Origin of the sequence: Acetobacter oeni (assembly GCF_011516825.1) — a bacterium.
Classification (GTDB): domain Bacteria; phylum Pseudomonadota; class Alphaproteobacteria; order Acetobacterales; family Acetobacteraceae; genus Acetobacter; species Acetobacter oeni.
The window spans coordinates 114,153-127,006 of the sequence record NZ_WOTA01000002.1; the positions used below are offsets into that span (position 1 = coordinate 114,153).

Consider the following 12,854-nt stretch of genomic DNA (forward strand, 5'->3'; position numbering starts at 1 on the left):
GAGCCCCGCGCAATGCCGTTGATGCGCACAGATCTGTGGCGCTGCGCCGCAGTACATGCCCCTGTGGAAAAGCTGATCGCCGCCGGGACTCTGGAAGGGCAGCAGATCTCCTGGCTGAACGACACGCGGTCTTTTCGCTTTCTGGCCGATCCGTTCGGACTCTGGCGCAACGGCGTCCTGCATCTGTTCGCGGAAGTCTACGATTATCGCGACCGGCAGGGACGTATCGACCATCTCGCCTTCGATGCCAGCCTCAATCCGCTAGGCCGCCAGACAGTGCTGTGCCAGCCCTGGCACCTGTCCTATCCGGTCATCATCGAAGATGACGGCGAGACCTTCATGCTTCCCGAAGCCTGGCATTCCGGAACATTGCAGCTTTACCGGGCCGTTTCCTTTCCCGGTCACTGGGAACCGGTCGCGGACTGGTCATTTCCTGTCGCCGCGATCGATGCCTCCCCCGTTCGGTATAACGGGTTGTGGTGGATGTTCTTTTCGCCACCCGGCACCAAAGCGGAGCGGCAGTCCGTGCTGTGCGCGGCATGGGCGGAAAAACTGACCGGCCCATGGCATCTGCATCCGGGCAACCCCCTGTGGCGTAATGCGGCTTCCGCCCGGCCCGGCGGCACGCCGGTCGTGACGGAAGCCGGGATCGTCCTGCCAACGCAGGACTGCACCCGCACTTATGGGGGCGCCGTCTCGCTGCTGACCATTACAGATCTCGCGCCGGACAGATTTCAGGCGCATGTGACCGGGTCTCTCACAGCCCCCACCTCCCTCTCGCCCTGGACAAAGGGCCTGCATACACTCTCCGGCGTCGGGCCACTCACCCTGATTGACGCGAAACGCATCAGCCTGTCTCCGGCCCGGTATCTGTTCGATGCCGAACGCTCACTGCAACGGCGCCGGCTCTGATCGTATTAAATGTTGCTGCTTTTCTCAGGACTTTACCCTGAAACCTGCCAAAGGCCGGCGGCCCCTGCCGGGTTCGGGCAGAGCCCGACAAGCACTGCCCATTCGAAAAAATAACTTCGCAGCTCTTCTTCATCGCGCCACCCCGTCGGGGACAGATAGTGTGCTCACGGATTGCCGAAAGCCGGGTGCGTCGCCCTGTTAAGGAACACAGTGAGGAGAAGCAGACGTGGCGTTCTTTACAGGTTATATGGGGCTCGTAGCCGGTGGCCCGGCCAGTATTGCCAATGAAGTCAGCGCCGGCGGCTATGCGCGGCTGCCGGTCAGTTTCTCGTCACCCGGTGACGGTTGTCTGACGGTCGCGGCCTCCTCTTCCTACATTTACGGGCTGGCGACGGAAGACTGGGGCCTCATTACGGGAATTGCGATCTACTCTGGCACAACGCCAGATGAATCGCCGGTGGCGACATGGGCGGTCCGCCCCAGATCCCTTAGCCTGGGCCAGACATATACAGTGCCCCTCGCCGCCCTGTCGCTTCTGATCGAGCCCCGGGCTTTCTTTGATGACGGAGACGTTCTCGGCGTAACAGCCGGAGGCGCGGATATCATCGCCGGTCAGCCACTGATGTTCACAGACGGTGTTCTGACACCTGCGTCAGACGGAAGCAGCAGTTCCGGTTCTCTTACCCTCGCACAGCTAAGCACACTGGTGTCGGAACTGATGCAGAGCCTGCCAGAGGATGATCCGGGTGACGGAACATCCCTCTGGGTCAATTCAGGTCTGCTGGCGATCTCACGCAGCAGCTGATCCGAAAAATTTTTCAAATCGTATTTATATATCATGGAAGTTAATATTAATGGGTAACGAGACTCCCGAATCTCTGGCCAGCTGGTACGCCGCCTTCATTGCTCCGTTCCCGGAGACGGGGCTCGACCCGAGGGAGTTCGCCGCCCGGAATGCCGCCGGCACAACCGTGAGCTATCTGACCCAGGCGAGCCTTTCCGGCTTGTCCGGAAGTACCACGACCGTGCCTTCCAATGTCGTGACCAGTCCTGGCGCCATGCTGACACTGGCATTTGCGTCCTCGGGCGACACCACCTGGGATGTCACCCCGAATGAAGCCCTGAAACTGACCCTGGCAGGCGGCACATCAGGTTCATTGCAGCGCCTGACACTGATCCTTCGGCAGCCTGCCTCTGGCGGCTTCACCGTGACCCTGCCAGCGGTAAAATATCCGGGCGGCCAGACACCCGCGGTCAGCACAGTCGCCGGACATACAACGGTGATTACATTCATGACCGATGACGGTGGGACCACCATCTACGGCGGCATCTGAAGTTTCAGCCCCGGGTGACACTGAAGAAAACACCGGCGCGCCGTATGTCAGCCTGAAAAGCGGGTATGATGCCCCTGGTTAAAGGAAAGACCAGCCGTCACCCGCTTCGCCCGACTGAAGCCGCCCCGCCGATGTCATCGGGAAATGTGAAGTAAACAACACCGCATTGTTAGCGCGGGCATACTCAAGAACCCGTTTGCGCGATGTAACAGCTGTTTCCGGTTCTGCATCGAAGACGGAATTCCATTCAGGATACGAGACCTGAACCGGATGATGCATGACATCCCCGGTAAAAAGGATCAGCTCATTTCCGGAGCGCAGCACAACAGACGCATGATGCGGTGTATGTCCCGGTGTGGCATGAAACGAGAAGCCCTCAGGAACTTCCGTTCCGTCTACCTCGATCAGATCGGCAAGCCCCGCGTTGATGATCGGGTCAACACTGTCCTCCCGCGTCACGAAGCTGGTCCGGTTGCGTGCGGTATTATTGGCCGGATTACTGAAGAATTCGAATTCCTCGCGCGAGAAGACATAACGGGCATTCGGAAACGTCGGCACCTGTACACCATCCCGCTCGCGCGTATTCCATCCGACATGATCGACATGAAGATGCGTCAGCAGAACTGAAGTCGATCTCTTCCGGCTGAACGCCGGCCTGTGACAGGTTTTCCAGATACGCGGTCTGCAGATGATCGAAATACGGCGCATCAGGTCGCGCCTTGTCATTTCCCGCCCCGGTATCGATCAGGATTTTCCGACCGCGATCCTCGACCAGCCAGTTGTGAACGCTCAGCATGGCGTGAGTCCGCGTTGCATCCAGCGTGTCGTCCAGCCAGGACCCGGCGCGCCCGGTCCATCGTTCCAGTCGGGAAGAAGCTGCCGCGGAGAAAGCGCTGCGAGCGTCATATCCGGGATTTTTACGATGCGGGCATCGCCAATGACGTGACTCCGGCTATTTTCCATGATCGTTCTCCCTGTTCAGCCGCGAGGCTCGAATAACGTCAAACGCTGACAAAAGCTCATGGTTTGAGAACCGGGTTTCCGGAACGGATCTTTACCACCGCCAGGATTATCCGGCCGACACAGGATGACGGCGCTTTCACCGGACACAGCCAGGCCACGGCGATGATTGCGGCGGAGCCATCTTCGTCTAAACTCCGGCCGAATGTCTCCGGTCCCGCCTTCTCCCTATGATGCGCCCGCTCTCGTCGCCGGGCATGGCTTCTTTTCCTGCCTGACACAGGACGGAGAACTGCTGTCGCTCGACCGGGAAATGGCGCGCCGGTTCATAGAGCGCGGCAACATCCCGCTCGTCATTCACGCGCCCGCGACAGCGCGAATGCTGGGATTACCACCACCCGGCCAGCCGGCCCCCTGGTTCGATCTGCTGGAACTGTTTGCCTTCGTGCATCCGGCGCGCCCCGTTGTGCCCACACCACGCGGGCTGGCACTGGCGCTGGATATCGGTGATGTGCCGGACAAACGCCCGGAAGCCGATCTGCTTCCCCGCCTGGCCGCCCGCCTGCTCGCCGATCTGAAACAGGTGAAAGGAACGGAGGCGCAGGAACTCGTCGGCGCCCTGGCCGTAAGGCTCGCGAAAGCCGGATGGATCTGGGGGCAGGCCGTAACGGATGTGCTCGGCGTGAGCGCGCCGCTCCCCCCCGAAGTCATGCAGCCCGGCGATGCCCTGCGAATCTGGCGCAATCTGCCGAAATGGGAAGAGACCGCGCGTCGTCCCCCGCCCGGATCGAAACCCGTCACACCGGCGGAAGCCCGCGCGCGCCTGACCGCCCTGCTGGGGCCGGACTCTGAAAGCCGCGTCGGGCAGGCCGACTTCGCCGATGTGGCCACAGCCGCCTTCGCCCCTCGTGAAAGCCCCGGCCTGCCGCAGGTCGTCCTGGCCGAGGCCGGCACCGGCACCGGCAAGACGCTGGGTTACATCGCGCCGGCAAGCGTCTGGGCGGAACGCAACGGCGGCGCGGTCTGGATCAGCACCTATACGCGACATCTTCAGCGACAGATCGAAGCCGAAACCGCACGCCTGCACCCTGACGCGGCGATCCGCCGGCGTCATGTCGTCGTCCGCAAGGGCCGCGAAAACTATCTCTGCCTGCTGAACATGGAAGAGGCCGTCAACGTCGCCCCGACCCGTGGCAACGCCGCCGTCATCGCGCTCGCGCTTCTGGCCCGCTGGGGCGTGACCTCCGCCGAAGGCGATCTGTTCGGTGGCGATCTGCCCGGCTGGTTCGGCGAAATTTTCGGACACGGCATCGTTTCGGCGGTGGCGGACCGCAGAGGCGAGTGCATCCACGGCGCCTGCCCGCATTACCAGCGCTGCTTCGTCGAACATTCGATCCGGCGCGCGCAGGAAGCCGACCTGGTAATCGCCAATCACGCGCTGGTCATGTCACAGGCTGCCTGGGCGCAGATACAGGGCGTCCATGCCACGGAGCGCGGCGACCCTAAGGACGGCTCGCCGCCGGAAGAGGGCGCGGTGCCGGATGAGGATGGTCAGCCCACCCGCTACGTGTTCGATGAAGGCCATCACCTGGCCGACGCGGCGGACGGCGCCTTCGCCCTGGAACTGTCCGGACTCGAAGCAGCCGAACTGCGCCGCTGGCTTCTCGGGGCCGAGGGAAGCCGCTCGCGGGCACGCGGCCTGAAGCGGCGCCTCGACGATCTGGTCGTCGGAATTCCCCGTCTGGAAACGCCCCTCGACGCAGCGATGCTGGCGGCAAAAGCGCTTCCCGCCCCGGGCTGGTCAGCCCGTCTCCGGGAGGAAGACGAGGACGCCGGCCCGGCGGAAGAGCTACCGCCCGGCATGATGATGCCCGCGCTTCTGCTGCCAATGCGCGAGCCGGTCTCCGAGCCCGTTACCGTCAACCCCACCGAGGATTTTCTCAGACTGCTGCGTGAACAGGTGCGGGCACGCACAGCCGGCACGGGACGCGATCCCGCAGGACGCGAGACGGGCCGCGAACGGCGGGGAAACCGGGAGTGTGACCTCTATCCGCTGATCCCTGGTCTCGCCGAAGCCGCCGTAACCCTCGCCCGCGCGATGGGACGGATTTCCGAGCCCCTCCGCACCCTTGTCGTGCGTCTCGAAGAACGCCTCCGAGACGAGACGGACACGCTCGATTCAACCTCCCGCGGGCGTATCGAAGCGATGATCCGGGCGCTTCGCCGTCGTGCCCTGTCGCGCCTCGACGGCTGGACGGCCATGCTGTCCACCGTGGCTACCCCCCCGGAAAGCGAAGTCACCCCGCAGTTTATCCGCTTCATCCGCACGGAATCGCGCGAAGGCCAGCGTCGCGGCGAACAGGATGTCGGATTGCACCAGCACTGGCTGGACCCGACAATCCCGTTTGCCGCCGTCCTGGCAGCCCCCGCGCATGGCCTCCTGATCACCTCAGCAACATTGCGGGACGAGACCGGATCGATCCAGGAAGGGGAAGCCGAACGAGTCTGGGAAGCGGCGGAAGCCCGTGTCGGCGCGAATCACCTGCCGATGCCCGCGCTTCGCGCGGCCCTGGCCAGCCCGTTCGACTATGCCGCGCAGACCCGCGTTTTCATCGTGAACGATGTCGCCCACGATAACCTCGACGCCCTCGCCGCCGCCTTCCGGACACTCTTTCTTGCTTCCGGAGGCGGCGGTCTCGGACTGTTTACGGCCATCGAGCGGCTGCGCGGCGTCCACCGCCGGATCGCGGCCCCGCTGGAAGAAGACGGAATCCCGCTCTACGCCCAGCATGTCGATGCAATGGACAACACAACGCTTGTGGACGTGTTCCGCACCGAAACCGATTCCTGCCTGCTGGGAACGGACGCTATGCGGGACGGCGTGGACGTGCCGGGCCAGGCCCTGCGCCTCGTGGTCTTCGAACGTGTTCCCTGGCCGCGCCCGGATATTCTGCACCGGGAACGGCGGCTTCACCTCTCCCAGGGCGCGCCCGGCATCTACGATGACAGAATCGCCCGGCTCAAACTCCGCCAGGCCTTCGGGCGCCTGATCCGGGCACGCAATGACCGTGGCGTCTTCGTCCTGCTCGACCGGCGAACTCCGTCACGCCTGCTCAGCGCCTTCCCTGAAGGAGTCGCGCCCAGACGAATGGGAATCGCCGCGACCGCCGCCGAAATCAGGGCCTTCTTTGCTGAGCAGCAGGCGGCCCGTAACTCACTCCCGTGATGCTTTTCTCAGGACTTTGCCCCGAAACCCACCAAAGACCTGGGCCTTTGGAAACCTGTTGGCTGATCAGCAACGGATCGGGGGCAGGGGCCTGTGGCCCCAGGCGGCTTCGGGCAGAGCCCGTTCAGCACAAGGCAGGCTTTCCGACGCGACGTCTGTCTCCGCTTAACCTGATGCTAAATCTTCGCCTGTAACACTTTGTGGCATCGAAAGGACTTTCGTAAGGGCTTTGACGGATCAATGGAGTTTGAGGATCATCACCCGGCCAGCGACACGCGGCAGCCGGATACCGTCGAACTCGCCGCATTGCGGGCCTCCGTCGCCCGTCTCGCCTCGACTGATCCGGTCATCGTCGCCTGGGCCCGGCAATGCGCCCTGAATCTGGCTGAAGAAGATCAGACAACCGAGGATATGATCCGTCTTTCGGCAACAGTGCTGAAATTCGTCATTGATCTCGAACTTCAGGCCCGCGCGGCGGTCAGAAGAAACCTGCCACAGGAGTGGTGTTCCACACTCTGAGAAAAAATTCTGATCTGACCAGGCACTTTCAGCGTCTGCGAAACAGAAGCTCCAGATCGTTCCGTGTCAGCCGAACCCATGTCGGGCGGCCGTGTGAACACGTTCCCGCCCGGGGCGTGGCCTCCATCCGCCGCAGAAGCGCGCTCATTTCCGCCACGGATAATTTGCGACCCGCGCGAATACTGCCATGACACGCCATCCGCGCAATCACCGCATCGAGCCGGGCATCCAGTGTCGGCGTCTCGTCAATGGCCGCGAGTTCATCCGCGTCCAGTTCCTCCGCCAGATCGCGCAGCAGCCCGACCGCTGAAACATTGCCCAGCAGGGCCGGCAGCGAGCGCACAAGCACAGCCCCCGGACCAAAAGCCTCAATATCGATTCCCAGTTTCGACAACGCGGCAGACCGTGAAGCCAGCAGATCAGTCTGACTGCGGGACAGTTCGACGACATCCGGCACCAGCAGTCGCTGGGCCTGAATGGTCCCGGACAGAAACTGTTCCCTGAGATCCTCATGCGTCAGACGTTCATGAGCCGCATGCTGGTCAACCAGAATCATGTTTTCATCGCCCGTCACGGCGACAATGTAAGTGTCCAGGATCTGCGCCACCGGAGCGCCGAGCGGATAATCCGAGACCCCGGCAGCGGGCGAAATCCGCAGGTCCGTTGTTTCCGGTTCACGGACCGTTTCGGATGCGCGGGCGGGCGCTATCATCGGCTCCGGCGCGTGAAAACTCCGGGCCGCCGGTACGGTGTCGAGCGCCAGCCCCGGTTCCGCGAAGCCCGGGCCGGATGATCTGCCCTCCGGCGGATAAAAAATCCGCGCGGGCCGGGGTGGCGAAAACCCCGGTCGAACTCCGGCAGCGCCCGCGCCCAGACCAAGCGCGCGCGTTATCGTGCCGATCACGAGGGAGCGCACCCCGGCTTCATCGGCAAACCGAAGCTCGGTCTTCGCCGGATGAACATTCACGTCCACCTGGTCATAAGGCAGCGACAGACTGAGCACCGCAACAGGATGTCGCCCAACCTCGATCACCCGGCGATAAGCAACCCGGATCGCCGTGCGGAGCAGCGGATCGACAACAGCCCGCCCGTTGACCAGCATGAACTGACCCGCCGCCGTCGGACGATGCACGGACGGGCTGCACGCAAACCCCGTCAGACGCATGTCCCCCCGCTCGCCCTCCAGCGAAAGCAGGCCATCGGCATCCGCGACGCCAAGCAGAGCCGCCGCCCGCGCCTCCGGTGCCTCAGCCGGGCGATCCAGCACCGTCCGCCCGTCGATCTCCATGAAAAACGCAATATCCGGCGCCGCCAGAGCCAGCCGCCGTACAGCCGTCTCGGCATGCGTGCCCTCAACCCGGGCGCTCTTCAGAAATTTACGCCGGGCCGGAGTCGCAAAAAACAGATCCTCCACCAGAAGCGTCGTGCCCGGCTCTCCCGCACAGGGCTCAGGCGGCGAAACGAGGCCTCCGGCAACATGAATGCGCCAGGCGCAGTCGCTGTCCGCCCTGCGGGAGATAATCGTCAGCCGCGCCGCCGCCCCGATCGACGGCAACGCCTCCCCGCGAAAGCCAAGACTGGAAATCCGCACCAGCGTTTCGTCAGTCAGCTTCGACGTACAATGCCGCTGAACCGCCAGTTCCAGCTCATCCGGCGTCATGCCCGTCCCGTCATCCGTCACGACAATCCGGTCCGCACCGCCGTTGACAATCGCAATGCGGATACGCCGCGCACCCGCGTCGACAGCGTTTTCCGCCAGCTCCTTGAGCGCCGCCGCCGGACGCTCGATGACTTCACCGGCGGCAATACGATTGATCACATCGTCCGAAAGGCGACGCAGCAGGGAAGGGGAGGCGGGCAGACTGGTCATGGAACCTCACCCTAGCATCTTGTCGGCGCTGAAAGGAGAGCCCGCGTTCTTCCCGTCAGCCCTTTACCTCCCGGAGGCTCTGCGGCAGGACAGACCCATGACCCGAATTTTCATCGATGCCGACGCCTGCCCGGTCAAGGACGAAATCTACCGCGTGGCCGGCCGCTACAGCCTGACGGTCTTCGTGGTCTCCAACCGCATGATCGTCGTTCCTCAGAGCCCGCACATCGAGCGAATCATCGTCGAATCCGGTCCTGACTGCGCGGATGACTGGATCGCCGAACACGCCGAGCCCGGAGACGTGGTGATTACCTCCGATATCCCACTCGCCTCGCGCTGCGTCGCGCGCAAAGCCGAGGTACTGGACCCGAAAGGCCGCCATCTCGACGGAGACGCCATCGGCATGGCCGTCGCAATGCGCGACCTGATGACGGATCTCCGGTCGGCAGGCGTAATGACATCAGGCGGAGCCGCCTTCACGAAAGCCGACCGCTCCACCTTTCTGTCCGCACTGGACACGCTGATCGTCCGCGCGCGGAAGCAGAACAGCCGCTGATCCGATACGAAATTCCGTTCAGCCAAACGGGATCAGCATGTTTTCAAAAATCTCCGTACAGACCTCCCAGGCAAGCCGCCCGGCATCAGAACGCTTCGTGCCTCCCGCACGGACATCACGACGCCGCACGGCCTCTGACCCTTCAGGCGGACGGTGACTCAGCAGGCCTCCTGAAGGGTCAGCATCCCGGGCGCAGCCGGGCCTGTGCGGCTGGTTGTCAGCGGCTGCTCCCTGCTGCCAGACGCCTTTATGACTTCTCGCCACCCAGTTCAGCCCGGTAAGCATCCAGAGAATGCGAGAATGTCGGGTCCATGACAGGCGGCTTCTGAGCCAGCTTTTCAAGCGTCCCGATAATGCTCTCCAGCACGGTCAGACGGGCAAACCATTTGTGATTGGCCGGCACCACGAACCAGGGCGCCCAGGGACGCGATGTATGACCGATCGCGTCCTCATACGCATGCTGATAATGATCCCAGAATTCGCGTTCCTTCACGTCAGATCCCGAGAATTTCCACCTCTTGTCCCGATCGTCCAGCCGTGCAAGCAGCCGCGTGCGCTGCTCATCCTGCGAGATATGAAGGAAAAACTTGAGGATCAGCGTCCCCTGCCGTGACAGGTAGTGCTCGAAATGCCGGATATCCTCAAACCGCCCCTTCCAGAAAGCAGGCGTCCCGATCTCTCCCGGCAGATGCTCCCGCTCAAGCAGCTCCGGATGCACGCGCGTGACCAGCACATCCTCATACTGGCTGCGGTTGAAAATAACGATGCGCCCGGCCGAGGGCGCCGAAATATGAATGCGCCACAGAAAGCCGTGCAGAAGCTCCTGCGGACCCGGCTGCTTGAACGAGGTGACACTCACCCCCTGAGGATTCACCCCGGACATGACATGCTTGATCGTCCCGTCCTTACCGGCGGCATCCATGCCCTGCAAAACAATGAGCATCGACGTCGTGCCGTTGGCGTAAAGAAGATCCTGCAACTCGGCCAGACGCTTTTTGGCAATCTTCAGCAGTGCCTTGCCCTGAGCCTTGTCGAGCGGAAGCCCCGCCGTATCACCGGGATCATAATCAGCCAGATGGAACGGCTTGCTGTCATCAACGCGATACCGCTCAAGAAGAGCCGACCGGATGCCTGAGGGTTTCGCAGCATTCTTTGAATCTGCCATCGTGTAATCCTGTCTCCTGCAATTCCGGGTCCGCTTCAGCCAACACCGCGCTTCACGGCAAGACCGGCGGAAGCCTGACAAACCGGCATCATCTCAATGCGATTGATATTAACATGCACCGGCAGCTTCAGAACCCAGGCGACCGTCTCCGCAATGTCCTCGGGAAGCAGCGGCTTCGTATCCTTGTAAACATCAGCCGCCTTCGTATCGTCACGCAGACGAACATTGCTGAACTCGCTGCCACCGCACAGACCCGGCTCAATATTGGTCGCACGGATGCGCGTCCCCAGAAGATCGGAACGCAGATTCCGCATGAACTGCGATACAAACGCCTTCGTCGCGCCATACACATTCGCGCCCGGATAAGGATACGTCCCCGCCGTGCTGCCCAGCGAAACGATATGGCCGCGATTGCGCTCCGTCATTCCCGGCAGAAGCGCCCGCGTGATCTCCACAAATCCCGACACATTGGTGCGGATCATCTGCTCCCAGTCGTCAATCGCCGCCTTCTGCGCCGGATCGAGACCCAGCGCGAGACCGGCATTGTTCACCAGAACATCCACGCTCTGCCAGCCCTCCGGCAGACTGCCAGGCAGCGCGCGCAGGGCCGCCGTGTCATCCATATCGAGCCTGAACGGCAGAAAAGCCTTGCCAAGCGTGTCTTTCAGCCCGTCCAGCCGCTCCTGCCGCCGACCCGTGCCAATCACCCGAAAACCCTCTCTGACGAGCCGTTCGGCAATCGCCCTGCCGAAACCGGCCGTGGCGCCGGTGACCAGAACTGTCTCGGTCATCGTCTTTTCTCCCTGCTGCTGGTTGCTGCCCCCATTACCCCGCGCCATCTGCCGTGTTGTCAAACCTCGCGGAGCACACCATATCTCAAAGCATGAGCCTTTCTTCCCCTGATACCCTCGCTGCCGACGGAACTGAGGATTCGTTCACCGGCCAGCTTCTGATCGCCATGCCCACCCTGACCGGTACCGGCTTCGCGCAGTCCGTCATCTATATGTGCGCCCATTCCGCCGACAGCGGCGCCATGGGAATCGTTGTCAACCGGCGCCTGCCGCAGCCCGCTTTCGATGATCTGCTCCTGCAGCTCGATATCGCCCCCGCCCCCCCGCGTCGCCGCATCGGCCTCTGCGCCGGCGGCCCCGTCGAATCAGCACGCGGCTTCGTGCTTCATTCAGCCGACTGGAACGGCGAAGGCAGCCTCACCGTCGATAACAGCACCTGCCTGACCGCCAGTCTCGAAATCCTCAAGGATATCGCCTCAGGCTCCGGCCCCCGCGACGCCCTCCTCGCCCTCGGCCACGCAAGCTGGGCCGCCGGCCAGCTCGAAGAAGAAATCGTCCGGGACTCCGCCTGGCTCGTCGCACCCGCCACCCGCGACATCATCTTCGGCGCCGACCACTCCGGCAAATGGCGTAAAGCCCTCGCCGGCATCAATATCGACCCCCTGCGCCTCGCCTCCTTCGTCGGCAACGCCTGAAAAGGCCGCGCAATGGCTCCGCCAGGCCCAGGCGCTGTTAATTTATTGAACTGAGCGGGATGTTGTGATTCACAGGCTTGCCGATGAAAGGCAGCGTGTGAGTGACGTATTTTTGCGGTCCGAGCATCGGATGGAACGGATTAAGCCGTATTTTCCACTCCCGCCCGGCGTTCCACGTGTAGAGGACCGTCGTGTTCTGAGCGGAATTATTTACGTGATCCGTAACGGCCTTCAGTGGAAAGGTGCACCGAAAGGGTATGGTCCGCACAAGACTTTATACAATCGTTTTATTCGCTGGAGCCGCCTGGGAGTCTATGAACTGATTTTCAGTGTTCTGAGTGAGAAAGCTGGCAAGTCGAAGCGCCTGATGATCGACGCGGCCCACCCTAAAGCACACAGGACAGCAACTTTCCTGCTTAAAAAGGGGCTTTTCCCCGCCATATCGGACGCACAAAAGGCGGTCTGAACTCAAAACTACACGCTGTCTGCGACGGTCAGAGCTGGCCTGTCGGCCTTTATCTGACCGCAGGTCAGGTCAGTGATTTCAAAGGAGCCGATGTTCTGCTGGCGGATCTGCCGGAAGGAGCGGAAGAAGTGACCGACGACCGGGGCTACGACAGCAACAGGCTCAGACACTCCCTCGCCAGAGCAGGATATAACCGCCTGTATTCCGCCGAAGAAAAACAGAAAAGAAAAGCCCGTTTACAGCCGGCACCTTTATAAAAAGCGACATCTCATCGAAAACATGTCCGCAATCCACACCGCCGCAGGCTTTATCTCCTATTCCTCAAGGAATGAGTCCTGAGCTTAAACACAGGCTGGTCGT

14 protein-coding genes are annotated in these 12,854 nt (G+C 62.3%); 9 read left to right on the top strand and 5 right to left on the bottom strand.

Annotated elements, in window-relative coordinates; translation table 11 throughout:
* The first annotated feature begins 12 nt into the window (after positions 1-12).
* From GOB90_RS01835 to GOB90_RS01845, 3 genes are all read left to right on the top strand, one after another.
* Complete coding sequence (locus GOB90_RS01835) at positions 13-912, top strand: glucosamine inositolphosphorylceramide transferase family protein (RefSeq protein WP_198912604.1); 900 nt, start codon at positions 13-15, stop codon at positions 910-912.
* 226 nt (positions 913-1,138) lie between these two features.
* Positions 1,139-1,717, top strand: coding sequence for a hypothetical protein (locus tag GOB90_RS01840; RefSeq protein ID WP_146886856.1), 579 nt, complete (start codon positions 1,139-1,141; stop codon positions 1,715-1,717).
* Positions 1,718-1,766: 49 nt separating this feature from the next.
* Entirely contained in the window at positions 1,767-2,246 is a 480-nt protein-coding gene (locus tag GOB90_RS01845) for a hypothetical protein (RefSeq protein ID WP_146886854.1), read from the top strand.
* Between the two features lie 78 nt (positions 2,247-2,324).
* On the opposite strand, the gene GOB90_RS01850 is transcribed toward GOB90_RS01845, so the two are convergent.
* Both GOB90_RS01850 and GOB90_RS19075 read right to left on the bottom strand, forming a co-directional pair.
* Entirely contained in the window at positions 2,325-2,972 is a 648-nt protein-coding gene (locus GOB90_RS01850) for an MBL fold metallo-hydrolase (RefSeq protein WP_242011728.1), read from the bottom strand.
* Positions 2,973-3,035: 63 nt separating this feature from the next.
* The gene (locus GOB90_RS19075) at positions 3,036-3,209 is read right to left on the bottom strand and encodes a hypothetical protein (protein WP_242011729.1); all 174 of its coding nucleotides are present in this window, start codon (positions 3,207-3,209) and stop codon (positions 3,036-3,038) included.
* A gap of 202 nt (positions 3,210-3,411) precedes the next feature.
* Here GOB90_RS19075 and GOB90_RS01855 point away from each other — a divergent pair, with 202 nt between their 5' ends.
* Together GOB90_RS01855 and GOB90_RS01860 are read left to right on the top strand one after the other, a co-directional pair.
* Positions 3,412-6,432: an ATP-dependent DNA helicase gene (locus GOB90_RS01855; protein ID WP_146886852.1), complete on the top strand. Its 3,021-nt coding sequence runs from the start codon at positions 3,412-3,414 to the stop codon at positions 6,430-6,432.
* 240 nt (positions 6,433-6,672) lie between these two features.
* Complete coding sequence (locus GOB90_RS01860) at positions 6,673-6,951, top strand: hypothetical protein (protein ID WP_146886922.1); 279 nt, start codon at positions 6,673-6,675, stop codon at positions 6,949-6,951.
* A gap of 28 nt (positions 6,952-6,979) precedes the next feature.
* Here GOB90_RS01860 and mutL read toward each other — a convergent pair whose 3' ends face one another.
* Positions 6,980-8,821: a DNA mismatch repair endonuclease MutL gene (gene mutL, locus GOB90_RS01865; RefSeq protein ID WP_146886850.1), complete on the bottom strand. Its 1,842-nt coding sequence runs from the start codon at positions 8,819-8,821 to the stop codon at positions 6,980-6,982.
* Positions 8,822-8,918: 97 nt separating this feature from the next.
* On the opposite strand from mutL, the gene GOB90_RS01870 reads away from it, so the two are divergent.
* Entirely contained in the window at positions 8,919-9,377 is a 459-nt protein-coding gene (locus GOB90_RS01870) for a YaiI/YqxD family protein (RefSeq protein ID WP_146886847.1), read from the top strand.
* 247 nt (positions 9,378-9,624) lie between these two features.
* On the opposite strand, the gene GOB90_RS01880 is transcribed toward GOB90_RS01870, so the two are convergent.
* Together GOB90_RS01880 and GOB90_RS01885 are read right to left on the bottom strand one after the other, a co-directional pair.
* Positions 9,625-10,542 (bottom strand): polyphosphate kinase 2 family protein, encoded by a 918-nt coding sequence (locus GOB90_RS01880; RefSeq protein WP_146886843.1) that lies wholly within the window; start codon positions 10,540-10,542, stop codon positions 9,625-9,627.
* 35 nt (positions 10,543-10,577) lie between these two features.
* Positions 10,578-11,333: an SDR family NAD(P)-dependent oxidoreductase gene (locus tag GOB90_RS01885; RefSeq protein WP_146886841.1), complete on the bottom strand. Its 756-nt coding sequence runs from the start codon at positions 11,331-11,333 to the stop codon at positions 10,578-10,580.
* A 92-nt stretch (positions 11,334-11,425) separates the two neighbouring features.
* Between GOB90_RS01885 and GOB90_RS01890 the strand changes: the two genes are divergently transcribed.
* The 3 genes from GOB90_RS01890 (at position 11,426) to GOB90_RS19745 (ending at position 12,751) form a co-directional block, all read left to right on the top strand.
* On the top strand, positions 11,426-12,028 hold the full coding sequence (locus tag GOB90_RS01890; protein WP_146886839.1) for a YqgE/AlgH family protein: 603 nt from the start codon (positions 11,426-11,428) through the stop codon (positions 12,026-12,028).
* Between the two features lie 97 nt (positions 12,029-12,125).
* A complete protein-coding gene (locus GOB90_RS18850; protein WP_146886837.1) occupies positions 12,126-12,494 on the top strand; it encodes a transposase in 369 nt (122 codons plus the stop codon).
* Positions 12,491-12,751 carry a transposase gene (locus GOB90_RS19745; protein WP_198912607.1) on the top strand — a complete coding sequence of 87 codons (261 nt, stop codon included), beginning with the start codon at positions 12,491-12,493 and terminating at the stop codon, positions 12,749-12,751. The genes GOB90_RS18850 and GOB90_RS19745 overlap by 4 nt, the downstream gene beginning before the upstream one ends.
* Positions 12,752-12,854 lie beyond the last annotated feature (103 nt).